Raw genomic sequence first — 24,055 nt, 5'->3', positions numbered from 1 at the left:
TGACCGGAGTGACGTCAGCGCTGCGGGGACCGATGAGTTCCCGCGTCCCGGACGTCCACACCGCATGAGCCAATATCTGCTGTCCGTTCCGCACAACTCCGACGAGGAGCCGACCATGGAGACCATGGACCCGGCCGAGCTCGAGGCGGCCATGGCTGCCACCGGTGCGATCCTCGAGGAACTCACGTCGACCGGCGCGTTCGTCTTCGCTGGCGGGCTGATGCCGCCCTCGAGCGCGATCACGGTCGACAACACCGGCGAGTCACTGAGCACGGTCAACGGCCCCTTCGTCGAGGCTCCCGAGTACCTCGGAGGCTTCTGGGTGATCGACGTGGCCGACGAGCAGACCGCCCTTGACTGGGCCGCGCGCGCATCGAAGGCCCTCGGCGGCCGGATCGAGGTCAGTGCCTTCCAGGTACCGCCAGGCGACTGAGTTCACCTGGCGAGAGAGACTCGGACTGGCCCTGTTTGCGGCCCGTCCGCTCGTCGACGATGCCTGCGTTCGTCACACACGCTGAAGCGGCGGGCTGGGTCACTTCTCTGGCCCGGCAATTACGGGCGCGCGGCAGGAGGGAGCCCTCGCGGCTCTGCAGGGTCCCGATGCCTCAGGCCAACACCTTCCGAGGGTCGTCAGACGCCGGCGACGTAAGCGGTGAGGAAGTGGACGCCGTGGCGATCGAGGTTGCCACGGGCTCGGTCGTAGTGCTCCGTGGTTCTCGGATCAGCGTGGCGGGCCAGGATCTGCGCGTCGCGAAGGGGTACGCCTGCGTCCAAGGCGTTAGTGATGGCGGCGTGACGCAGCGAGTGAGGACTGATGTGCCGAGGGAACCGGGCGGCCTGCGCGATGCGTTGCACCATCCGGTAGACATCGCGCCGGTCGATCGGATTGCCCGAGACTGGGCGCAGCACGAGTGGTCCGGCGGTGCGGTCGCCGCGGCAGGCCTCCAGCACCCGCAGAACCGGCACGGTGAGCGGCATGGTCGCGGGCTTGTTGCCCTTGCCGATCACGTGCAGCACTCGATGTCCGCGCAAGAGGTCCGCGTAGTCCTCAATCCGCACGGCAGCGGCCTCCGAGGCCCGCAATGCGTTGATTCCGAGTAGGTAGGCCAAGGCGCCGTGGTGGACCGTGATGGTCTGTGCAACCTGCAGGAACCGGATCAGCTCCAGGCGGTCCAGGCCTTGGGTGCGAGACTCGTCGCGGTGCACCTTCGGTAGTCGGGCATACACGGCCGGGTCGGCTGGGATGGTGCCGTCGATGTGTGCGAAACGGAAGTAGCCCCGGACGGCGTGCATCATCGTGTTCACCGAGGAGTCCATCAGCCCGTCTTCGCCGAGGTGGCGGATGTAGAGCTCGACGTGGGCGCGTTGGATCCCGACCAGTGGGTCGAGGCCATTGGCGTCGCACCATCCGAACCACCGCCGCAGCTGCGCTGCATACAAGTCGTGGGTTGCCCCGGTGTAGCGAGCGAGGTAGGAGACAGCCGACAGCTGCGCGGGACTCATGGAGGACGGCTGGAACGGCAGTACGGTCGTCGAGCTGGCTGTAGTGGACATGATCGCCTTCACACGGCGACTGGAAGTGGCCTCGCCGTGCTCGCCGTCAACGCGACGAGGCTCCGAACCTCGCGACACTACGCTCGTGCTCACCGCAGGCGTATTCCTTTGCGGCTACTAGACGCACCTCAAGAACTCCCGACTCGCGGCAGTAGCGAGCGTCGATGCTCGGGTGGAGGTTCAGTGCCCGGCCTCGGATGTGACGGGAGTCCACAGCCGGTCGATGGGCATGACGTGGAGGCGGTCGGAGTAGGTGTAGGAGCGAGTTCCTGTCGTGAGGATGATCCCGCCGGCGAACCGTGGTCCAAGGGCGTCGCGCAGTTGGGTTAGGCCGCGGAAATCGGCGCCGGGCGCGCGTTCGCTGGCCTTGACCTCGAATGCGAGGACTGCGCCGTCGTCGTACTCGATGACTAGGTCGACCTCCGCACCATCGCTCGTCCGCCAGTGGCCCAGCGTGACCGGCTCATCGAGCCAGGAGGTCTGCTTGCGGATCTCTCCGATGACGAAGGTTTCCAGGAGGTGCCCGAAGTCGGACAGTGATGCCGGGTCGAGTCCCGCCAGCTTGTCGGGCGTGAGCCGGAGCAGTCGGGCGGCCAGTCCGGAGTCGACGACGTGGGCCTTGGGCTTGACGCTGACTCGTGAGCGCAGGGTCTTGCCCCACGCCGGCAGTCGCACCACTAGGAAGAGGTCCTCGAGCAGCCGCAGATGATTCTCGGTGGTGGCTCGGCTGACGCCGAGCTTGTCCGCGGCGGCGGAGGTGTTCAGCAGCTGCCCTGTTTGCGCGGCAACCAGGCCGAGCAGGTCGGTCATGGCTTGTCGTTCACGGATCCGGCTCAACTCGAGAGCATCCCGTTCGACCGATGCCCGTACGAAGTCGTCGAACCAGCGTGCTCGGGCAGGGCCGGAACGTCGCAGAGCCAAGGGCAACCCGCCTGCGCAGACGCGTTCCAGGTAGTCCTGGCGGGTTGTCTTGGAGGAGGGGACCTGGCTGACCACGCCGTCAGGGTCGGTTCTCAGTGCCTGGAGCAGGTTCTCCCGGACTCTGGCGATCTCTCCTTGGGACAGCGGCCAGATGGTCAGCGAGTGCAGGCGTCCGGTGAGGGCCTGCGCTGTGGCGGGCAACGCGTCCTGTCGGGTCGAGCCGGTGATGACGGCAGTCCCGGGGAGGCTGCCCTCCCGGTTCAGCCGGGCTTTGAGTGCATCCAGGATGTCGGGCACACGCTGGTACTCGTCGACACACACCGGTGCCGGGCCAGCGACGACCGATGCCAGATTCCCGACGACCGCCTCACGAACTTCGACGTCGTCCAGGTCGAGAACCGTCCCCTCGGCATCGGCAGCGAACCTTCCCAGCACCGTGGACTTGCCTACCGACCGCGGCCCGTGCAGAGCGATCACCGGTTCCACCTTGACCAGGTCCACGAGGAGCTCACTGACCCTACGCGGCACGAGCGAATCGAGGATCATGACGCTAACCTAGCAGACATGATGCCGTGAACTACGCATATGTGAACGTATTAACTTAGCAAACGTGAGGAGCGGCGCTGTGCAATCGTGAACAACGGTCCGGCGGACGGTGCGCGCCCCAGCGGCGTAGTCAGACCCGGCGCTGGGGCGCCAGCTCCGTTCGGCGCAGTCACGCAGTGGCACCACCTCGCGGACGAGATCGCGCTAGTCACCGATCACACCTCTGTGCCGGTCAACAACGCCGGGATCGGCTTTGGTGACCCCGACGGCACCGCCGCCTGTGGCGAAGCTCTGAACGCCACAAAACCACGCCGACCGGACAACTGGTCCGATCGCGGCGGAATGACGCGCCGTCCTTGAAGCACTTGCGGGTTCGAGTGGAGGCGACAAGGCTGCGATGGCTGCCACCTGGGCGGCCCACGGCCCGGTTCATCGGCAGGCCCGACGCCTGATTGCAGAGTGGATGGCTACAAGCGCTCCAGTGGAGATGATGGGCCGCGGGCGGGACCTACTGCTGGTTGCGGGGTCCTCAGGAGAGTTGAAGTTCCCCTGGCCACATCCGCAGGTACTGGGTTGCTGTGGGGGCATCCTTGACGAGCGCGGTGCGCCAGGGGATGACTTCGTCGCGCTGGAGACGTCCGACAACCACGATCGGGTGTACTCCGACGAGATCGGCGGCTTCCTCGACCCACTCCTTCGTGATGCGTGACGGGTTGGATGGAAGAGCTTCGGGGAGCACCCAGTTCGCGGCGACCTCGTTCGCTCGGTCCTCATCACCCAGTGTGTGGTCGTCCTCGTCGATGACCGGCTCGCCGCTTTCGGTGTCGCCGCGAACGATGTGGGCTGCCTCGTGAAGCAGGGTGAACAGGACTTTGTCGAGGCGCTGCCCTCGGCCGGAAAGCGCGATCACTGGACCGTGCTCGTCCTGATAGGAAGCACCCGAGATCTTGCTCGACGGGAAGGCCTCGAAGAAGACCAGGCGCACCCCGGCGGCGGCGTACTCGTCCGGTAGGTCGAGGAACCCCTCGGGCTCCCTCACAAGCCGGCTCGTGCGCGCTGCGACATCGTCAAGGCTCGCGCGCGAGTAGTGCTTCACCGGGAGTGTTTCGGCGATCCGACGGACGCACGCGAACCACGCATTCTGGGTCGGTGTGAGAGCCTCCTCCCCGTTGCTGCGTCGCGCGGCGAAGCGCCGTGCAGGCTGATCGTCAAGGTTCGAGGTGCCCATCAGATGCCGCAACTGCTTGGCCTGCTCGGCCGTAGTCGTCGCCGTGATTACGCCCCGCTTTCGAAGGGCAGCCATAGGGGCCAGGTCGTTCAGTTTCGCGCGTGTCGCAACCTCGTTCAGCTCCTCGCGTGCCTGCGGGTCCTGGCGCTGCTGCCAGAGAAAGTAGGAGTCCTGAAGGTTGAGCCAGAACTCTGCGCTTGTGCCGAGGGCCGCTGCGATCTGCGCTGCGGACTCGCGCGTGATCTCTTTCTTGCCCTGGATGATCTCGGAGACGAACTGGGTCGGTCGTCCGAGGATCTCGGCGAACTCAACCTGGGTCCATCCGCGGGCCTCAAGTTCGTCAGATAGGTGCTCCCCGGCAGGGAACACCTCTGCAAGCGTGGTGTTCATCGGAGCTCCTTCAGTGGTAGTCAACAAGTTCGATCACGACAGCCACACGCTCGCCGTCGGTCTTGAAGGTCACGATCAGTCGGTACTGGTCGTTCAGACGCATCGAGTGGGTCCCAGCCCGATCGCCATGTAGTTGTTTGAGGCGAAGCCCGCGCAGGGCGTACAGGTCGCGCTCGTCAGGGGCAGCCGCGAGCTTCTGGATGATCTTTCGGTACGCCCTGACGACATCGCGACTCAAGCCCTTCGCCACGTAGGTGCCATCGATTGCCAGGCGCTGTAGTTCGTCGTCCTGGTACTCGATCCGCAACCCGACTCCATCCGATCACCCCTGGGCTGAAGCCTGGGATGCTCCGGAGCCTAGCCCTGATCGGGGTGGAGAACCCGGTGCCGCGCTGTTCGCTTGTATGCGTACATGCATTCACCCCATAGGTGAAGTATGCTAGACATGCAGTCAGACGGCAACCTGCCGATCGCCAGCCGCCCTGTCCCGGGGCAAGGAGGGAGCGCCATGAGCGCCACCACGACCATCTACGTCAACACCCGCCCCGTTGAGGTGACTGAGCGCAAGATCGGCTACGACGAGCTGATCGCACTCGCGTACCCCGGCGAGGCGGTGACCCCCGACATGACGTTCACCATCACCTACTCACGCGGCGCGGACGGCCACGGCTCGGGCTCGCTGACCGTCGGCGCGGAGGTTCCGGTCAAGAAGGGGATGGTCTTCGATGTCTACCGGACCATTCGCTCGTAGTACGGACCTCAAGCGTCTGCGGGACGAGGGGTACACGGTCGAGATCCTCGGCTCGTACCTCGTTCTGCGAGACGTCCCGTACGCGACTCCGGAGGGCCAGGTCGTCTACGGGGTCCTGGCGGCTCCGGTGACGTTCGCCGGCGGTGACGTGTCGGGCATGAACGACCACACCGTGCACTTTCAGGGGCAGACGCCCAGCGACGCATCCGGCAAGCCGCTCAGCCACCTCATTAACTCTCTCGTCCAGCAGGAGATCTACCCGGGCCTGACGGTGAACTTTTACTTCTCGCAGAAGCCGCGCACCGGCGCGTACCGCGACAACTACGCGAAGTTCACGACCTACGTGAGGCTGCTCGGGGTCCACGCCTCCGACATCGACACGACGGCGACAGCCAAGCAGTACCGCCCGGTCGTCGCTGATGACGACCCGTCGCCGTTCCTGTACCGGGACTCGGCGTCGAGCCGGGCGGGTGTCGACAGCGACAACGAGGTGTTCCGTGGTCATCGTGTGGCCATCGTCGGCGTCGGCGGCACCGGGTCGTACATCCTCGATCTTGTCGCGAAGACGCCCGTCGATGAGATTCACCTGTTCGATGCCGACGAGTTCGTCAACCACAACGCGTTCCGTGCCCCCGGCGCTTCGCCGCTGGAGGTCCTCGAAACCAGGCCGAAAAAGGTCGACTACTTCGCGGGCGAGTACTCCCGCATGCGGACCGGCATCGTGCCCCACCCCGTTCACGTCACTGCTGAAACGGTCGGCCAACTGGCCGGCATGACGTGGGTCTTCCTCGCCGCGGACGAGCCGGCCGCCAAGCGGGAGATCATTGACTACCTCGAGGTGCACGACATCCCCTTCATCGACGTCGGCATGGGCATCGAGAAGCACGACGCGGGACTGAGCGGCACCCTGCGGGTCACGACCAGCCTGCCCGGCAGCCGCGACAACGCACGAACTGCCATTCCCTCAGGCCATGCGGCACCCGGAGGTGAGTACGCCAGCAACATCCAGATCGCTGACCTCAACCTGCTCAACGCCGGTCTTGCCGTCGTTCGGTGGAAGCGTGCCCTGCGCTTCTACGCCGACCACGGGCGAGAGTGGAACGCCACCTACAGCCTGTTCACCAACTCCATCGTGAACGAGGGACCCGATGCCGAGAACGAGGGATCCGAGTGACCCGCCTCGAGTTCGAGTTCTGCGAGAGCTTCCCGGAGAAGCCCACGCCCGGCGTCCTGTACATCAGCACGACGTTCGCCACCTCTATGCACATCTGCTGCTGCGGATGTGGCCACCAAGCCGTCACCCCGCTCAGGCCGAACCGCTGGAGCATCACCTTCGACGGGGAGGCAGTCAGCCTGGCTCCGTCAGTGGGGAGCGCAGGACTCGCGTGCCGTTCGCACTACTTCATCCGACGAAACGAGGTCGTCTGGTGCCGAGACCTCAGCCTCGATGAGGTGACGCGAGGCCAGGTTCGGGACGGATGGCAGCAGGCTGAGACGAGCAAGGACGCCCCTCCTCCCCGGCGGCCGTGGAGCCGACTGCGCAGCCTCTTCAGGTGACCACCGCGCCGTCACCACCCCTGTCGGTAGCGCCAGAAAATGTTGTCGGCTGTTTGCCGGTCGAGGTCGGGTGGCGGTAGCGCCTCGCACCGCTTCTACTCCCGCGTGACGGCCTTCGCCGCCACGATGGACAAACCCATCTCCTGGAGTTTCTCGAACGTGCTGAACGAAGCGACAATGACGCGTCGACATTTGAGCACATCGGCTGCATGAGCGAGCGGATTTCCGCCACCGAGGAGCGCGTCATAGTGCGCGCCTTGACGCGGCGGAAAGACTCACCTCTAGGACGCGCGGACAGCGGCTATGAGCCCTCCGATCAACACGGACCGACCGTAGTCAGAGCCTCGGGGCGCTCAGACCTTCGATGAGACGCCGAGCGTTATCGATTGCGTCATGGGCATCGCCGCTGGTGGATCGCAACCGCTGGCCGACTCGCAACTTGCTGCTTGGCACCTGACGCAAGTACTTGTGGTCAACGACGCCGTCCGCGTGCGTGTGAATGTGCCGAGCCGCCCACGTGGCCTCAAGCATCGGCCACACCTCTGCGAGGTGGACACGCACATCGGCACCTACGTGGTCGCGGTACAGGTCGGCCAAATCGTTGAGGCGCTGGAAGATCTTGCCCTTGCCGTACAGAACGGCGTCCGCCCCTGGAACACAGTCGCGAAACGTCCTCTCCGCGAAGGCCTCGACGATGCCGACCACATTCTCGATAGTGTCGGCATAGGTTCGGTCCAGAACACCGCCCTCGCGCAATGAGGCCAATGTGTCACGACCCACCTCGCCGAGGACTCGAATCCGGACCTCGTCGGCACTGAGAGCGTCGAGCGCGACCGTCTTGGCAGCCAGGGGCCCGCAAACGGGGCAGAATCTGTGCTCGCCGAACACCCCGTATCGCACGCGGCATCCGTCGCATGTACGCTGTCGAACGAGGTCCTCCTGGTCGATTGCCGGCAACGGTTCTGGATAAACGGCTTCGATCGATAGGTGACTCGGACGAACTTGCTTCGCCTGCTGCGGCGAGCCATCGAACCAAACGAGTCGTCGAGCATCGTGCCGATAAGCTGACTCCCGTAGTCCTGCGCGACTCGGTGCAACCGGTCGACCTGCGCCTGGGTATAGAACTGGTCGGTCTCATCCTGATGGCCGCAGTAGACGCACCAAAGCCTGGTATCATCGGCTAGCGCGGAATAGTCCTCGTTCTGGATGCGGAACTGCTGCTTGCACCCCGGGCACTCGCGGCCCAGATGACCCGAACTGTCGAGCGGGATGGACACCCTCATCTGGGCGCCGTCGGGAGTTTCACCGTCGAACTCGACGCCGTCGGGGAAGCGGAAGTCTCCACCCGACGAACCATGATTGCTCATCTCCTCATTGTGACCCACAATCACTCTGAAGGCGTCGCCCAATGGTCGTGGTGGCGTGGCGTGAGCACCGCAACCGCGTAGCCCATCGCCCCGGAGGCACGAACTACTCACGTTCTGCGCTTTCCCCGACTCGTCCGGCTCATCCGCTCCTCGTCATTCTGGGCGCCTTGACGCGGCGGAATGACGCACACTCAACGCGTCATGAGCGTGCGCCGTGCCCACCAGCTGTTGCGGGGCAGGACGACTCGTTGGGTTGAGCTTCGGACGTGAACCTTTTTCGCCGGCCACATCCCCTTACCGGGCCGGTCGAACGTGCCAAGGTGGAAGTCGTGGACACACTCCCGATCACTGAGCGGCGCCCCAATGAGTGGAAAATTGTGCCCCAAGATCTGTACGAAGCCGTCCGGGAGCGGACGCTCGCGGCGTTGGAGTTCCAGTCCGCGGCGGTACACCTGGCCTGGTACTACGATCGTGAGGGGAACTTCGCGGGGTCGACATTCAGCGCGCTGGAGCCGATCGTCCGCGACGACATCACGGTGGCAGACCTGCTCGCCACCCAGTTGCTGTTCACTCGAGTCGGCCCACGGTCTACCCGTCGGCTCCTCGAACACGGAACCCACCGCGAGGACGTACTAGCCGCGCTGCGGGACTAGGCCTTGAACGTCGAACTGCAGGTCGCCGGTCCGGAGACGCTCAGTGCGATGGGTCAGCTACAGGAGGCAGTCAAGTTCGCGCTTTCCAGCCCGTCGGCAAAGCTTTCCGCGCCGTGGGTGACCGCGGCGAAACTCTGCGCCCGCAAGCGTCCGGCCCTGTTCCCAGTTCGGGACAACTTGGTCCGGAAATACCTCGGGCTCCACAAATTCCGCTCATACCAAATCGAGTACCAGTTGTACCGACGGCTGATCGGAGACACTGATGTCGTCGAAGGTTTGGCCCAGGCGATGGCGTACGCGCCATCGATCGAGCCGGGCCGAGTCCGTGACCCGGTTATTACCGAGCCGATTTTGCGCGTCCTGGACGTGGCCTTGTGGACGCACGCGAAGTACGGGAATTCCAAGCCCAGCGAGGTCGCGCCCGTTCCAGTCGATCGGGTGGACCAGGTTGGACAGTGGCGCACTCGGCAGGTTCTTCAGCGATGTCCATGGTCCGACAGAACGGACGCCGTCCGGGTCAACCTCTCGGGTGGACTGTGCAATGCGCTCCTGGAACTCAGCCAGCAACAACGATGGGGCGACGGCCCCAACGCGGCGGCATGACGCAGGTTTCCACCCGCGCGGATCGCGGCTATGTCCCGGCGTCCCGCGCCGACAGCGGCACGAGCACCCTGCACGAGTTAGTCGAGTTCTAGTGCAAGCAACGTCCAATCTCTGATGTAGAACGCCGCTCCCTCCGGGTGGTCGGTGAACTCGAAACCCAATGTGACCAGCCAATCCGCGAACAGGTCCGCGAGGTCGGACGCCAGAGATTCGAGTTCCGCGCGTGGAATCCGCTCATCCCCGCCGGGGACCCTCGCAAGCAGAAGCGTGAACTCCTCCCAGTGCGGCTCAATCATGGCTGTCCAGAGTTCGTCCTCCGCCACGACCGTGGGCAGGCCGTCTCGCGCCTCCAGCTGTTCTGCCGCGGCGTACCCGAGCAACTTCCAGACGGTGTGGCTCTCCTGCAGGATGTCGTACGCCAGCCTTCCGACGTCCAAATGGGACTGGTACTCCACTGTGGCGATGCGCTGAAGATCCCCGAGCCAGGTCTTTGCCGACGAGACCAGATCTTCGGTGTTCCATCCCGAGGGGCCGACGACCTGACAGGCGACGAGTTCGGCGCGATACTCCTCGATTACTTGGTCAGCCGCGATCAGGAGGTTCCGTCTCGCCCAAGGCGTTGCCTCGAGCTCCCCGCTGGCCTCACCATGCTGGGCGATGACCACGTGCTGGGCTTCGTGCACCACGGTGTGCAGCGCGGAACCGGCCACGGCGGCGGCATCCTCGGCATGATTGAGCGGGACGAACATCACCGCTTGCAGGAGTACGTCGACGGTCGAGTCTGGGAGCGGAATCGTCTTGCCCCCCACCATCCCGGTGTTGCGCTGGGTGTTGTAGTTCTCGTGGTATTCCGAGCCAGGTTCGCCGCGATCTTGCACTGAGCGCACAAAGTCCCCAGTGATCACGAGCCGTGTCTTCGCCGTGTCCACCCCGCACGCGACGAGCATGCCTGCACATCCTTGAAGGAGTGGCGGGAAGTCACCGGCCTCGAGATTCATCCCGAGCAGAGAAGGGTCGACATACTCGAAGACGAGCGCGACCGACGCTGCTCGCTCCTCGGGGCCATCTGTCATGCACGGTAGGCTAACCTTCCGACCCGCTGTAGTACGCCGAACCGCTCGCTCGGGCGTCCGCTCATCAGATGCCTGCGTCCCCCGCGGCGGAATGACGTGTCGAGCGGCGCTTAACCGCGCGTCAAGTCGTTCACTGCAGACTGGAGTTGATCTGCTTAAGATTCGCCCACAGGTAGCGCTTGTCGTACTCGTGCATGTCGCCCGGGTCTCCGCGCAGTTGGTGATGGTGCTGCCGCTGCGGGTACCGCCTGTAGAAGAGCCAGGTCTGGCGTGATGGCCACCGAGCTCGACGAGCATGTCAACGAGTTCCGCACCCGACGCCTGGCCGATGCCGGCTCGTTCACGTTCGTGGCCGACGCTCTCGTGCTGAAGGTCCGTGAGGGCGGCCGAGTGGTGCCGGTCCACGTGCGCCTCGCGACCGGCGTCAACGCCGACGGACACCGCGAAAATCGTGGGTGTCCATGTCACCAGCAGCGAGGACGGCGCCGTGTGGCTGGTGTTCTTCCGAGACCTCACCGCCTGCGGCCCACTCGGAGAGTGGTCGCGGCCTGAGCGGAGGCGGGGCGACTCGAACTGCTCGGGTCGTCCCTCGTCGAGTCGAGTACGACACCGCAATTCTGGGGCTGGAGGGACCGCCACCCCGTGTGCCACGCCAAGTAGCAACCACGCAGCTCAGGTGCCTGGCTCACCCCTTGCTGCTGGCTGCTCGCCGAGTCGCACCTGGCGACGCACCTGTGCGATGTGCTGGCGTCGGCTATTGATCAGGTCACCGTCTGGATGCTGCCGAGGGCGAAAGCCACCGAAGGTGGATCTGCCTGCTGGCCGCTCCTTGTCCAAAGTGGAGCGCGCGTCAGACAGATGCTCAAGGAGGTTGTAGACCGCGATCTCGTATTGGAAGAGATCAATCGGATCCTCGTCAACGACGAGCACGCCCAGTTCCGGATCGAAGCGCCGCAAGGTCACATGCTGCAAGTTCAGTCCTGGCTCCGCGTTACGGCTGACGAGGCCGTCGACCCAGAGCCCTCGAGTGATATACCAATCGCTTACAGAGTTGATCCGGGCCGACACGATGGCGTCGATCCGCTCGTCAACGTGCTCAAGCGAGTGGCGGGTTGTGGCCACACTCAACAGCGGGGACTCTTCGGGTACGGAGAGCAGCGTGCGCAGTCGGCGACCACGCTCTTCTGCTTGCTGTTGAGCGGCTCCTCGGGGCATGGCTGGACGGTCTCGTACACCGGTTGGCTTCAGAAGCCTCTGCAAGATGATCGCGGCCATGACTGCCCCTTGGAGATCCGCCCAGACGGCAAGTTCATCGAACCCGGTTCGCCAGATCGCCGCGCCGCCATGTCCTTGCTCGAGCGCCCACACGCGGTTGAGGTGGTGAAGCGCGATCCGGGCTTGATGCTCGCAAGCTGTCAGGTAAAGCGGCCAGGGGTATGGAGCCGGCCCGTCCGGTGTCTCGATCATCAGGGACATGAGCGGTAGAACTCCGCTCAAGTCGTTCCTTTTCGGCATGGTCTCAGTGTGCACCGGCGCCTGAGTCCTTCTCGCTCGATCCAGGCGGTGGCAGTCCTGGAGGACACGGGCTCGCACCTCGGTGCGCGCCGCGCTCACCCGCTCCTCAGTTCCGCAACGCAACTGGATTAGGGTGGCGTCACGTCGGTCACGCCTGCGGCCGATGTCGGGAGCATGGTGAAGCGCCCCAGGTTTGATGCCGCATCCTTCTGGGCGGAATGCAGCGGGTCTCACTCGTCTCACTGGGCGAGGGAGCCGTCGCGCCGATGGGCCCGCGTGGACTCCCGTCTCAGTGTCCGCCGCGGAGCACGTCCCAGGTCGTTCGTATGCTGCACCGTCTCGGACTCGCTCACTGCTGACAGCCGCGGGCGGGGGACCCGCGCGGTCAGCTGTCGCGGCGTACGACGGCCGGATCGATGTCCGGTCGCCAGCCGCGCCAGCGGGGGTGACGCAGCCGACCCGTCGGCGTCCACTCGCCGAACGCCACCTCGCCGACTTGGGTCGGCTCGATCCAGTGCGCGTCCCGGGCATCCAGGGCGGGCACGTCCGCGAACGGGCTCCGGGCCAGGGTCAGGGGCGCGAACTCGCGCACCCACGCCACCGTTTCGGCCGCGCTGAATCCCGATCCGACGCGGCCCACGTACCGCAGGGTGCCGTCGTCGTCGAACACCCCGGCCAGGAGTGAGCCGACCTGCCCGGTGCGGCCGCCCTGCCCGGGTCGCCAGCCACCGATGACCACGTCCTGGGTGCGGGTGTGCTTGATCTTCACCCACCCGGACGCGCGCCGGCCGGGCAGGTAGCGCGAGTCGCGCCGCTTGGCCACGACGCCCTCCAGGTTCCAGGCCAGGGAGGCCGCGATGGCGGCGTCGAGGTCGCCGTCGAACACCGGGGGTACCTGCACGAGGCCGCCTTCCGTCGCCTCGATGAGGGTCTCGAGTACCTTCCGGCGGTCGTCGTAGCGCTGGTCCAGGAGTTCGGTGCCGTCCAGCTCGAGGATGTCGAAGAGCATCAGGTGGACCGGTCGACGGGCCGCCGCCGCGGCGATCTCCCGCGCGTTGGTGGCCTGCATCCGGGGCTGCAGCTCGGCGAAGTCCGGGCGGCCGCCGGCGTCCAGGGCGACGATCTCGCCGTCGAGCACCACGCGTTCCACGGCCACGGAGTCGGCCAGCACCGCCAGCTCGGGAAACGTCGCCGTGATGTCGCGCCCGCTCCGGGCCCACAGCCGCACGACCGGGTCCGCGTCTCGGTCCACGACCGCGACCACCCGCATGCCGTCCCACTTCATTTCGAGCGCCCAGCCGGTCCCGTCTGGAACGTCCAGTGGCGACCCGAGGGTGGCGAGCATGGGCGTGGGTGGGGGGACGATCGGTCGGCGCGGGGCGGTGGCGTCGGCCCGTCCGGAGGAAGCTGTGGGCCGGCCGCCCGGACCGCTGGCGTCGACGGGCGTTTTGTCCCGGGTGTCGGCCGTGCTGCCGGGGCGCGCGACGGCGGCGGTGCGATGGCTTCGGGGTGAGCGCGCGGGGGAGGCGGGCGCACCGCTGCCGGCCGGCTTCATGAGATGGATCAGCCAGTGGTTCTCGTCGCCGTCGCGCCGGCCGGTGCGGATCAGCGCGAACCGCGCGCTGCGCCCGACCGACCCGGCCAGCCCACCGCCGTCGGCCCCGGTCAGGGTGACGATGACCTCCTTGCCCTCACGCCACTTCTCCAGCTCGTAGGTGCCGGTGTCCCAGATCGTCATCTCCCCGGCGCCGTACTCACCCTTCGGGATCGACCCGTGAAACGTCAGGTACTCCATCGGGTGGTCCTCGGTCTGCACGGCGAGGTGGTTGCCGGCCGGGTCCGTCGGCACCCCCTTCGGCAGCGCCCAGCTCACCAGAACGCCGTCGTGCGCGAGCCGCAGGTCCCAGTGCAGCCGGCTCGCGTGGTGCTCCTGGATCACGAACACCGGCTCGGTGACGTCCGGCGGCGGCGCGTGCGGCACCGGCTCCGGGGTCCTGGCCGCGTCCCGCTTGGCGCGGTAGGTGGTCAAGCGGTCCGGGCCGTGGCCGCCGGCGGTGTCCATGGCGTGGGCGAGGCTCTCCAGGGCAGCCATCGGGTCACCGCGCTCGGCGACGAGCGTCGGCACCTCGGTCAGATCCAGGTGCCGCAGCTCCGGGTCGGCCAGCTCGTCCCAGGTGCGGGGCACGGCGACGGTCGGGTGGCTGCGCCCGCGCAGGGAGTACGGGGCCACGGTGGTCTTGTTCGAGTGGTTCTGGCTCCAGTCGATGAACACCTTGCCGACGCGCTTGGCCTTCGCCATCTCCGAGACCACCAGGTCCGGGTGGTCGGCCTCCAGGCTCCGGGCGAGTTCCTTGGCGAGGTCGCTGATCTGGCTGGAGGGGTGCGCGCCGGGCAGGGCCGCGTAGACGTGGATGCCCTTGGAACCGCTGGTCACCGGGACCGCGTCCATCCCCATCCCGGCCAGTACCTCGCGTACGAAGCCCGCCACCTGCGCCACCTGCGGCAGCTCGATGCCGGGGCCGGGGTCGAGGTCGAAGACGATCCGGTCCGGGTTGCGTGGACGCCCGGCGGAGTCGAACCGCCACTGCGGCACGTGGATCTCGAGCGCGGCCATCTGGGCGAGCCAGACCAGGGTGGCCCGGTCGTCGACGAGCGGGTAGACGTTCGTGTGGTCGCTGTGCACCAGCTCGGCACGGACCACCCAGTCCGGCGTGCCCGAGTCGAGGTTCTTCGTGAAGAACACCTGGCCGGGCTCGTCCTCGGTGCCCACCCCGTTCACCCAGCGCTTGCGGGTGGCCGGCCGCCCCGAGCAGTGCGGCAGCATCACCGGGGCGATCTCGGAGTAGTACGCGATCACCTCGGCCTTCGTGGTGCCGGTCGCGGGGTAGAGGACCTTGTCCAGATTCGTCAGGCGCACCCGGCGGCCGTCCACCACCACGGACGTCTCGGAGCTGCGGGCCATCCCCACATGGTGACAGGCGGACGACGGCGCCGGTACGGGACGGCCCGCACCTCACCCGTGGCCGGCGGCGCCGGCCCGCTGTGCGAGGACCGCCGCCGCGAGCTCGTTCAGGAGGAGGTTGTCGCGTCCGCGACCCCGGTCGACGGCGGCCGGTTGCCTGCTCGAGGTCCAGCTGCGGCCGGAGAACCGACCGTCGGCGTGCCGGGCGCGCTCGAGGATGTCCACGGCGTCGGACGCGCGTGGGTCGCCGAGCCGCCCGACGGCGGCCAGCAGCCGCAGACCGATCAGCACGTCGTAGTGCCAGTAGGACGGGTAGTGCAGCACGATCCACGACGGGTGGATGGCCTCGTGGGTCGAGGTCGACCGGAACAGCCGGTGCTCGAGCAGCAGCTCCGCGGTGCGCTCGGCGGCGCGGCGAGCGGCCGTCGCCCCGGTGGCCGCCGCGTAACTGGCCAGGCCCAGTGCCGGGATGGCCGACTCGTGGAACGACGAGCGCCAGGCCCCGGGGTGCCGGTCACAGTTCCAACCACCATCCGGCCACTGCCAGTCGAGCAGGGCATCGACGAGCCGACTGGTCCGGTCATCGCTCGCGTATCCGAGCCGGGACAGCGCATACACCGCGTTGCCCTCGATCGACCCGTGCCGACGGGCTCGCCCGGCCACCCGGAGCACCCGGCCCGGTGCCAGACCGGGCAGCAGCCAGGTCAGCTCCGACTCCACGCCCCGCTCGAGCCGGGACCTCGGTACCGGGACGCCGGAGTCGGCGATCTCGACCAGCCGCCAGTGGGTTCCGTTCCACTTCGCATACGGATGACCCGGCGGGAAGTCGAGCAGTGCCGCGACGAGATCCTCCTTCGATCGCATCCCGTCAGTTTCCGCCGTCCGGCCCCTCGGGACAACGGTCCGGCGGCCGTCTTGCAGCCACCCCGGCCCGACGGCGTCCGCTCGTTCCGGAGCCGTCGTGGACGGAGCGGGGAGGTTGCGTGGGCGTGCTGGGCGAGTGTTGCGGATCGCGCGCCGTGGGCGCGCGGCTGGGCGGGCGCCGCTGGCACGCTCGTGCCCGTGACCCACGGAACGCTCGCCCTGGCCGCCGCTCCCTCGAGAAGGGCGGCAGCCGCCGTCGGGCAGTTGCTGCGGTTCGGCTGGCTGCAGGTGCAGTGCTGCCTGTTCGCGGCGGCGATCTTCGCCGGGCTTGCGGCGAGCTCGGTGGTGCCGCTGCCGATCGCACGGTACGACGCGCTGGTGCTGTACGGCCTGGCGGTCACGGTCGTGTTCTACCTGCTCCGCCTCGAGACCTGGCGCGAGGTGGCCGTGATCGGGGCGTTCCACCTGATCGGGCTCGCGCTCGAGGTGTACAAGGTGAACGCCGGATCCTGGTCCTACCCCGAGGACGCGTGGGCGATGATCGGCGGCGTCCCGTTGTACTCGGGCTTCATGTACGCGGCCGTCGGGTCCTACCTGTGCCAGGCGTTCCGCCGGTTCGACCTGCGCGTGACGAACTTCCGCTGGGTGCCGGCCGTGCTGCTGGCCGTGGCGGTGTACGCGAACTTCTACACCCACCACGTGCTTCCCGACGTGCGGTGGCTGATCGCGGCCGGCTTCGTGGTGGCGCTGTGGCGCAGCCGGGTGTTCTACACCGTCGGGTCCCGCCGGTACGCGATGCCGCTGACCGTCTCGTTCGTGCTGATCGGCTTCTTCCTGTGGGTCGCCGAGAACGCCGCGACGTTCCTCGGTGCCTGGCAGTACCCCGATCAGGCCGAGATCTGGCGGATGGTGCACACCGGGAAGTGGGGTTCCTGGGCGCTCCTGGTCTCGTTGAGCTTCGTGCTCGTCGCTGCCGTGAAGGCACGCGAGGGCCGCTTCTACGGTGCGGCGGGGGCGCAGCCGCAGGTGGAGCTCGCCCGGCTCGACGAACGGGCCGGCTGACGGCGCGGACGCCGCGTACTCTGGCGCTCGGTCCCCAGGACGTGTGTACTGGGAACCCCATAGCAAGAGGTGTCGAGGAGAGGCAGGGCCAATGCGGTCGATCTGGAAGGGTGCCATCACGTTCGGGCTCGTGAACGTGCCGGTCTCGGTCTACTCGGCCACGGAGAGCCACGACGTGAAGCTGCACCAGGTCCACGACGCCGACGGCGGCCGGATCCGGTACCAGCGCAAGTGCGAGGTGTGCGGCGAGGTGGTGCCGTACGAGCACATCGACAAGGCCTACACCGACGGTGAACAGACGGTGGTCCTGACCGACGAGGACCTGCAGACCCTGCCGGCCGAGCGCAGCCGGGAGATCGACGTGCTCGAGTTCGTACCGAGCGAGCAGGTCGAGCCGATCATGCTCGACTCCTCGTACTACCTCGCCCCGACGTCCGCCTCGACGAAGTCCTATGTGCTGCTGCGCCGCACGCTCGAGGAGTCCGAGCGCACCGCGATCGTGTCCTTCACGCTCCGGCAGAAGACCCGGCTCGCGGCGCTTCGCGTGCGCGGGGACGTGCTCCTGCTGCAGACGCTGCTCTGGTCCGACGAGGTGCGCGAGGCGGATTTCCCGAGCCTGGCCGACGACGTGAAGGTCTCCGCGAAGGAGCTCCAGATGTCCGCCGCGCTGGTGAGCAGCTACGAGTCCGACTTCGCGCCGGGGGAGTTCACCGACGACTACCAGGCGCAGATGAAGCGCCTCATCGAGGCCAAGCTCGAGAAGGGCGAGGCGTTCGAGAACGAGGCGCCGGAGGAGGCCGAGGAGGGCGGCGAGGTGCTCGACCTGATGGAGGCCCTGCGCCGCAGCGTCGAGGCCTCCCGGGCGAAGCGTGGCGGCGCGGCCGACGCCGGCTCAGACGCCGGCGACGAGGCCGAGGCTGCGCCGTCGAAGGCTCGGTCGACCCGCGCGAAGAGCGGCGGGAAGTCGGATACCGCGAAGACCGGATCCGCCAAGGCGAAGGCCGAGGACGCCGACGCCGACACCGAAACGGACGCTGAGACCGCCAAGCGTCCGACCCGGCGCCGCACCAAGAAGACCGCCTGAACCTCCGCCGTCGCCGTCCCACGGAGCGAAACGCCGCGGTCCGCTCGGGCCGTGACCGCCTCTCAAGCCCGACGACGGCGCCCGGTCCCGCCGCGTTGCCACGGCCGCGGGCCGTCCGACGGGCGGTAGTTGACGCCCATCGCGTCGAGCCGCCGCAGGTGGTGAGGGATCCGCTCCGGCAGGGCCACCGCGCCTCGGCGCTCCGCAGACGTCCACCCCGCCTCGGCGATCGCTGCAAGCCGCGGAAACGCCATGTACTCGACCTCGCGCGGCGTCGGCATGTATTCCGTCCAGAGCTGTCCCTGCACCCCGAGGATCCGACCGGCCAGGCCGTCCGCCTCGGGCGGCACCGGCTCCCAGGCGGCGATGTCCTCGAGAGTGATCGTCCGGCGCGGCGCGAGCGGTTCGTCGTCGTCGTCCGACGAGGCGTAGTCGAGGTACGTCGTCCACTTCGGGCCCATGACGACGTCGTGGCCGCGCTCCAAGGCGAGCAGTCCCGGCTCGACGCCGCGCCAGGACATGATGACGGTGTCGCTCGGCATCCCGCCGTCCTCGAGCACCTCGTCCCATCCCACGACCCGGCGCCGGTGGGCGGTCACATGCCCGTGGATCTCCCGCAGGAACCAGCTCTGCAGCTCGTCCACGGACGCCAGCCCGAGCGCCGTGGCGCGTTCGGCGGCCGCCCGGCTCGCCCGCCACTCGTTGCGGGGCACCTCGTCGCCGCCGACGTGCACCCACGGACCGGGGAAGAGGTCGGCGATGACGTCGAGCACGTCACGTGCGAACCCCAGCGCCTCGTCGGTAGGCGCGAGCACGTGGTCCGAGATGCCCCACGTGGTCCGCACGTCGACCGGGTCGCCCGTGTTGCCGAGCTCCGGGTAGGCAGCGAGCACGGACTGCACATGACCGGGGAGGTCCACCTCCGGGACGATCGTGATATGGCGCCGCCGCGCGAACTCGACGATCTCCCGGACGTCGTCGGCCGTGTAGAACCCGCCGTGCGGCGTCCCGTCGAACCCTGAGTCGCGGCCGTGGCGGCCGACCACCGTCTCGGTGCGCCACGAGGAGCGTTCGGCGAGGAGGGGCCACGACGGCACGTCGATCCGCCAGCCCTGGTCGTCGGTGAGGTGGAGGTGCACGACATTGAGCCGGTGGAGGGCGGCGAGGTCGATGAGCCGCAGCACGAACTCCACGGGCATGAAATGCCGTGCGACGTCGAGATGCACGCCGCGCCACCCGAACCGGGGTTCGTCCTCGACGACGCAGCATGCGAGAGCCACCCGGTCGGCCACGGGTGCGCGACGCAGCGCCGCCGGCGGCAGCAGCTGCCGGAGGGTCTGGACCCCGCGCGCGAGGCCGTCCCCGGACGCACCGACGAGCTCGGCGTGCTCGGGCGTCACCGTGAGGCGGTAGCCCTCGAGGTTCGCGGACACAGCGGGATCGATGCGGAGGACGATCGTCGCGGCCGGAGCGTCGGCGCCCAGCACCGGGGCCCGAACGCCGGCACCGGCGAGGTAATCCGCCAGGAGCCACGCGTGCTCTTGCGCGAGACCGTCCGCTCCGAGGGTGGTTTCCGGCCCGAGCACGAGGGAGCCGGGACGCCGTTCGTGCACGAGGGGCAGGGGCAGCAGCTCGGAGGCGGTGTGCTGCTCAGGCACTCTCGCCTCCCGGCGTGCCGTTGACGACGACGAAGCTCGCCCGAGTGCTGATCGGTGCGTCCGGCTGCGAGATGTACTGCATGACACGGAAGTCGTTCGTGAGGCTGTCCGGCGTCATCGTGACGCGGGAGTACCCGCGCTGGAAGTTGCAGAACTTCATGTGCGGGTTCGCCGCGAGATAGGCCTCGCCGACGGGCAGCATGTCGGCGCCGTCTCGGTTGCTGGCGATCGAGGTCCCGACGATCTCGGTGCCGACGACTGGCGAGTCGGGGTTGGTGTAGTCGGCCTTGAGGTCCATGAAGTAGTTGCTGTGCCGGTCGCCGGTGACGACGACGAGGTTGTCCACGCCGCGTTCGTGCGCCTCGGACAGCACTTGCTCGCGTTCGATGTTGTAGTTGTCCCAGGCCGCGGCGAAGGTCTGGACGTCCGGGTCGGGGTTGCTGTCGAGTTCGGCCATCGGCTGCTGGTTGCCGATGATCTGCCAACGGGCCTGCGACGAGGAGAAACCCTCGACGAGCCAGTCGCGCTGTGCCCCGCCGAGCATCGTGGCATCGGGGTCGTCACGGCCGCGTTCGGACCGGTACTGGCGGGAGTCGAGCATCGTGAAGTCCGCGAGCGCGCCGTAGCCGATGCGCCGGTGGATCCGGATGTTCGGGCCGGACGGCATCTGCGTGTGGCGAAGTGGCTGGTTCTCGTACATCGCCTGGAACGCGTCGGCCTTGCGCTGCGCGAAGACGGCGGGGTCCTGATCCGGCTCGTCGTCCACCTCGGAACGGCCGCTGAGCCAGTTGTTCTCGACCTCGTGATCGTCGAAGGTGACCAGCCAGGGGCATGCGGCGTGCGCCGCCTGGAGGTGCGGGTCGCTCTTGTACAGGGCGTACTGCAGCCGGTACCGGTTCAGGTCGAAGCACTCGGTCCGCAGGTAGTCCGGCATCGGCGTGCCATCGTGAAGGATCGGTTCCGGGACGTACGACTCCTCGTAGATGTAGTCGCCGAGGTGGACCACGAGGTCGAGGTCCTCCTGCGCCATGTGCTGGAATCCGGTGTAGTAGCCCGCCTCGTAGCTCTGGCAGGACACGATCGCGAACGAGGCGGAGGCCGGCATCTCACCGGGCGCCGGAGCGGTGCGGGTGCGCCCGACCGGCGAGACCTCGTTGCCGACCCGGAACCGGTACCAGTACTCACGGTCGGGACGCAGCCCTCCGACCTCCGGGTGGACCGAGTGCCCGAGCTCCGGTGTCGCGAATGCCACTCCGGCGCTCACAACCCGGCGGAATCGCTCGTCCTCCGCCACCTGGTACTGCACGGGGACCTGCCTGTCCGGCATCCCGCCCCGGCCGTCCGGCGCCAACGGCTCGACCGCCAGGCGCGTCCACAGCACGACGCCGTCTGGTAGCGGGTCGCCGGATGCGACGCCTAGCGTGAACGGATACCCGCGCACGTGTGCTGAGGCCTCGGCGTCCTGAAGCGCGCCGGTCCCGAGCAGGACTGCGGCCGCTCCTGCGCCGGAGTACCCGAGGAACCTGCGGCGGCTGACGCGTCGTGGACTGGTGCCCGACATGGCGATTCTCCTTCGTCATGCCGACCCCGTCGATCGGCTACGGGGAACCCTTCCGAGGGGGCCGGGCGGCTGTCAATGATCTAATTCAAATTAGTTTGGTGAATTCGTAGTAAACGGTGAAAACCACTCTTGACGCCGCCAACCCATGTGCCTACTGTGACGATCTAATTCGAATTGGAAGGAGCGCATTGATGGGCGTGAGGCCACGACAACGCGACATCGCCAAGCTTGCAGGCGTCTCCCAGACGACCGTCTCGCTCGCGCTCAACGGCAAGACGGCCGACTACGGCATCAACGCCGAGACCGAGCAGAAGATCATGGACGCGGCGCGTGAACTCGGCTACGTCCCGAACATCACCGCCCGAGCCCTTCGGGGCGGTCGCAACCGACTGATCGGTGTCCATGCCTTCGAGCCGTTGTTCCCGACGGGTCGGGAGTCGTACTACGGCGAGATCCTCGTCGGGATCGAGCAGGGGGCGATCGTGGCGGGCCAGGACCTCGTGCTCTTCACGTCGATCCACCAGCACACCGGTCAGGCGAACATCTTCCACGAGGGCCGGAACCGCCTGCGGATCGCTGACGGCGCAGTCATCCTCGGGTTCGAGCAGCACGACGACGAGCTCGTCCGGCTCGCGGACGAGGGCTTCCGGTTCGTCTTCGTCGGCCGCCGCGAGCGGGCGGCCGCGCTCGGGCCGTACGTGTCCGCCGAGTACGCCGCCGCCGTCCGGGACATCACGAGCCGCGTCCACGCCCTCGGTCACCGCAAGGTCGCCTATCTCGGACTTCGCGACCGTGCAGAGCCGCGGGTCGAGCGCCTCGAAGGGTTCCGGACCGGCTCCGCCGAGCTGGGCATGACCGTGGTAGCGGAGACGTGGGCAGGCGCTGGCGAGGTGGGCGCGTCCTGGATCCGGCAGGTCATGGATGGCGGGGCGACGGCGTTGCTGGTCGAGAGCACGGGGATGCTGGAGGAGGTCGCCGAAGGCGTCGCCGAGCTCGGCATCAACATGCCCGGCGATCTCTCCGTCATCGGACTCGACTCGATCACCGATCCGAGCGCTGCGTCACACGACTGGACCCATCTCCTGGTCCCGCGCAGAGAGATGGGGGCCCGCGCCGTCGAGCTGCTCCTGGAGGTCCTCGACGGCCACCAGGAGCCCACCCACCACGAACTACTGACCTGCACGTTCTGGCCGGGCAGCACGCTCGGTGCACCGGCGCAGGAGGTGTGACTGGCTCCGACGTCGGCGCAATGACGATCGCTTCATCACCATCACGAGAGGAAGAGCATATGAGACGCACTGGACGAGTGTCCGTACGCACGTGGGCCGGCATCGTGGCCGGTGTCGCGGCAGTATCCCTGGTGGCCGGGTGCGGCAGCGGGGGCGCCGGCGAAAGCGGGGAGGACGGCGACAGCGGTGAGGCCTCGGGCGAGTCGCTGGTCGTGTGGTTCCCCGGCAAGAGCGAGTCCGAGATGGCCCTGATCAACGACACGATCGTGCCCGCGTTCGAGGAGGAGACCGGCGCCCAGGTCGAGGTCACGTTCGTGGACTGGCCCGACCTGTCGCCCAAGCTGAGCGCGGCGTTCGCGGCCGGCACCGCGCCCGACGTCATCGGCCACGGCGTGGCGGCCACGGCGGACCTCGCCGCGAACGAGCGCGTCCTCGACCTCTCGTCCTACATCGACGAGATGGACCCGGAGCTGCGCGACGACATCTCGGTGGCGCTCGAGGGCGGCGAGGTGGGTGGGACGCCCTACATGGTCCCGCTCATCATGACCGCGAGGATGCTCGTCTACTCGGGTGCGGACTTCACCGAGGCGGGCCTCGACCCGGAGGCACCTCCTGCGACCTGGGAGGAGGTCCACGAGGTGGCCGAACAACTCACGGTGAGGGACGGCGATCAGATCACGCGGTCCGGCCTCCTGCTCGGGAGCCAGCCGATCGCCAATCAGCAGTCGTTCGCCACGCTGCTGTGGTCGAACGGCGGCGACTTCCTGAACGAGGACGACACGGAGGCCGTGATGAACTCGCCGGAGGGGGTCGAGGCACTCCAGTACTTCGTCGACCTCTACCAGGGCGAGAACCCCGTCGACGGGATGCTCGGCGTCGAGTGGTCGGCGCTGCCCGTGGGCGAGCAGCCGGTCATCGCCGGTACCGCGTCCATGCAACTCGTCAGCGCGGGTGCGATCGTCGACTACCAGGCGGCTGCTCCGGATCGCGACCTCCGGCTCATGCCGCCGCCGGCGTTCGAGGGGTCCGAGCCAGGGACGTTCGGCGGGCCGGGCAACGGCCTCATGATCAACGCTGACAGCGAGGTTCCCGACCTGGCGTGGGAGTTCATCGCCTCGATGGTCGAGCCCGAGACCAACCTGACGTACGCCCAGGAGCTCGGCCAGCTCCCGATCCACGCCTCGGCGATCGAGTCCGACTACATCACGTCCAACCCGGAGCTCGTGACGGCCGTCGAGGCGCTTCCGTACACCTCTGGGAACCCGAACGTGCCCGGCTGGGTCCAGATGCGCGATGCCATGGGCCAGCACCTCGAGCGCGCCCTGCACGGCGAGGCCGACCCTGCCGACGCGCTGGACCAGTCGGCCTCGGAAGTGGACGAGATCATTGCCTCAGGATCTTGAGGCCCCCGCGGGGCCGCCCGGGGCCCCCGCCCGCGCCGGGCCCGCGCCCCGCCGCCGCCGCAGGGAGCCCCCCC

19 protein-coding genes and 2 pseudogenes are annotated in these 24,055 nt (G+C 67.7%); 10 read left to right on the top strand and 11 right to left on the bottom strand.

Annotated elements, in window-relative coordinates:
• Positions 1–64: 64 nt before the first annotated feature.
• Positions 65–433, top strand: a complete 369-nt coding sequence (locus tag KCQ71_RS20175; protein WP_223409322.1) for a YciI family protein — start codon at positions 65–67, stop codon at positions 431–433.
• A 197-nt stretch (positions 434–630) separates the two neighbouring features.
• Here KCQ71_RS20175 and KCQ71_RS20170 read toward each other — a convergent pair whose 3' ends face one another.
• The 4 genes from KCQ71_RS20170 to KCQ71_RS20155 all read right to left on the bottom strand — a co-directional run bounded on the left by KCQ71_RS20170 (position 631) and on the right by KCQ71_RS20155 (position 4,946).
• Complete coding sequence (locus tag KCQ71_RS20170; protein ID WP_223409320.1) at positions 631–1,566, bottom strand: tyrosine-type recombinase/integrase; 936 nt, start codon at positions 1,564–1,566, stop codon at positions 631–633.
• A 168-nt stretch (positions 1,567–1,734) separates the two neighbouring features.
• Positions 1,735–3,021: an ATP-binding protein gene (locus KCQ71_RS20165; RefSeq protein ID WP_223409318.1), complete on the bottom strand. Its 1,287-nt coding sequence runs from the start codon at positions 3,019–3,021 to the stop codon at positions 1,735–1,737.
• Between the two features lie 529 nt (positions 3,022–3,550).
• On the bottom strand, positions 3,551–4,639 hold the full coding sequence (locus KCQ71_RS20160) for a HigA family addiction module antitoxin (RefSeq protein ID WP_223409316.1): 1,089 nt from the start codon (positions 4,637–4,639) through the stop codon (positions 3,551–3,553).
• Between the two features lie 10 nt (positions 4,640–4,649).
• Positions 4,650–4,946 carry a type II toxin-antitoxin system RelE/ParE family toxin gene (locus KCQ71_RS20155; protein WP_223409313.1) on the bottom strand — a complete coding sequence of 99 codons (297 nt, stop codon included), beginning with the start codon at positions 4,944–4,946 and terminating at the stop codon, positions 4,650–4,652.
• Positions 4,947–5,147: 201 nt separating this feature from the next.
• Between KCQ71_RS20155 and KCQ71_RS20150 the strand changes: the two genes are divergently transcribed.
• Genes KCQ71_RS20150 through KCQ71_RS27980 form a run of 3 tightly spaced genes read left to right on the top strand, consistent with a single transcriptional unit; the run spans position 5,148 to position 6,947 of the window.
• Entirely contained in the window at positions 5,148–5,390 is a 243-nt protein-coding gene (locus KCQ71_RS20150; RefSeq protein WP_223409311.1) for a multiubiquitin domain-containing protein, read from the top strand.
• On the top strand, positions 5,365–6,564 hold the full coding sequence (locus KCQ71_RS20145; protein ID WP_223409309.1) for a ThiF family adenylyltransferase: 1,200 nt from the start codon (positions 5,365–5,367) through the stop codon (positions 6,562–6,564). The genes KCQ71_RS20150 and KCQ71_RS20145 overlap by 26 nt, the downstream gene beginning before the upstream one ends.
• Complete coding sequence (locus KCQ71_RS27980; protein WP_504739608.1) at positions 6,486–6,947, top strand: ubiquitination-like system serine protease family protein; 462 nt, start codon at positions 6,486–6,488, stop codon at positions 6,945–6,947. The genes KCQ71_RS20145 and KCQ71_RS27980 overlap by 79 nt, the downstream gene beginning before the upstream one ends.
• 336 nt (positions 6,948–7,283) lie before the next feature.
• Here the strand turns inward: KCQ71_RS27980 and KCQ71_RS20135 are convergent, their stop codons facing one another.
• Positions 7,284–7,847, bottom strand: a complete 564-nt coding sequence (locus KCQ71_RS20135; protein WP_223409305.1) for a hypothetical protein — start codon at positions 7,845–7,847, stop codon at positions 7,284–7,286.
• Between the two features lie 733 nt (positions 7,848–8,580).
• Between KCQ71_RS20135 and KCQ71_RS20130 the strand changes: the two are divergent.
• Positions 8,581–9,570, top strand: a pseudogene (locus KCQ71_RS20130) (DUF6308 family protein).
• 77 nt (positions 9,571–9,647) lie between these two features.
• Here KCQ71_RS20130 and KCQ71_RS20125 read toward each other — a convergent pair.
• Entirely contained in the window at positions 9,648–10,643 is a 996-nt protein-coding gene (locus tag KCQ71_RS20125) for a hypothetical protein (RefSeq protein WP_223409303.1), read from the bottom strand.
• Between the two features lie 270 nt (positions 10,644–10,913).
• Here KCQ71_RS20125 and KCQ71_RS20120 point away from each other — a divergent pair.
• Positions 10,914–11,178 (top strand): annotated as a pseudogene (locus KCQ71_RS20120) (transposase); the annotation flags it as partial.
• Between the two features lie 137 nt (positions 11,179–11,315).
• Here KCQ71_RS20120 and KCQ71_RS20115 read toward each other — a convergent pair.
• From KCQ71_RS20115 to KCQ71_RS20105, 3 genes are all read right to left on the bottom strand, one after another.
• Positions 11,316–12,119, bottom strand: coding sequence for a hypothetical protein (locus KCQ71_RS20115; protein WP_223409301.1), 804 nt, complete (start codon positions 12,117–12,119; stop codon positions 11,316–11,318).
• 424 nt (positions 12,120–12,543) lie between these two features.
• Entirely contained in the window at positions 12,544–15,120 is a 2,577-nt protein-coding gene (locus KCQ71_RS20110) for an ATP-dependent DNA ligase (protein ID WP_223409300.1), read from the bottom strand.
• Between the two features lie 51 nt (positions 15,121–15,171).
• Complete coding sequence (locus KCQ71_RS20105) at positions 15,172–15,984, bottom strand: hypothetical protein (protein ID WP_223409298.1); 813 nt, start codon at positions 15,982–15,984, stop codon at positions 15,172–15,174.
• A 198-nt stretch (positions 15,985–16,182) separates the two neighbouring features.
• On the opposite strand from KCQ71_RS20105, the gene KCQ71_RS20100 reads away from it, so the two are divergent.
• On the top strand, positions 16,183–17,046 hold the full coding sequence (locus KCQ71_RS20100) for a DUF817 domain-containing protein (protein ID WP_223409296.1): 864 nt from the start codon (positions 16,183–16,185) through the stop codon (positions 17,044–17,046).
• Positions 17,047–17,137: 91 nt separating this feature from the next.
• On the top strand, positions 17,138–18,130 hold the full coding sequence (gene ku, locus KCQ71_RS20095; protein WP_223409295.1) for a non-homologous end joining protein Ku: 993 nt from the start codon (positions 17,138–17,140) through the stop codon (positions 18,128–18,130).
• 62 nt (positions 18,131–18,192) lie between these two features.
• On the opposite strand, the gene KCQ71_RS20090 is transcribed toward ku, so the two are convergent.
• On the bottom strand, positions 18,193–19,788 hold the full coding sequence (locus KCQ71_RS20090) for a beta-N-acetylhexosaminidase (RefSeq protein WP_223409293.1): 1,596 nt from the start codon (positions 19,786–19,788) through the stop codon (positions 18,193–18,195).
• Positions 19,781–21,349, bottom strand: coding sequence for an alkaline phosphatase D family protein (locus KCQ71_RS20085; protein ID WP_223409291.1), 1,569 nt, complete (start codon positions 21,347–21,349; stop codon positions 19,781–19,783). Before KCQ71_RS20085 ends, KCQ71_RS20090 begins: the two co-directional genes overlap by 8 nt.
• Before the next feature lie 197 nt (positions 21,350–21,546).
• Between KCQ71_RS20085 and KCQ71_RS20080 the strand changes: the two genes are divergently transcribed.
• Positions 21,547–22,578 (top strand): LacI family DNA-binding transcriptional regulator, encoded by a 1,032-nt coding sequence (locus KCQ71_RS20080; RefSeq protein WP_223409289.1) that lies wholly within the window; start codon positions 21,547–21,549, stop codon positions 22,576–22,578.
• 77 nt (positions 22,579–22,655) lie between these two features.
• Positions 22,656–23,981 (top strand): ABC transporter substrate-binding protein, encoded by a 1,326-nt coding sequence (locus tag KCQ71_RS20075; protein WP_223409287.1) that lies wholly within the window; start codon positions 22,656–22,658, stop codon positions 23,979–23,981.
• The last annotated feature ends 74 nt before the right edge of the window (positions 23,982–24,055 follow it).

Source organism: Occultella gossypii, from assembly GCF_019947135.1.
Classification (GTDB): Bacteria; Actinomycetota; Actinomycetes; order Actinomycetales; family Beutenbergiaceae; genus Occultella; species Occultella gossypii.
Note: the sequence above shows the minus strand (reverse complement) of the source record. Positions and strands in the feature narration are given on the sequence as shown.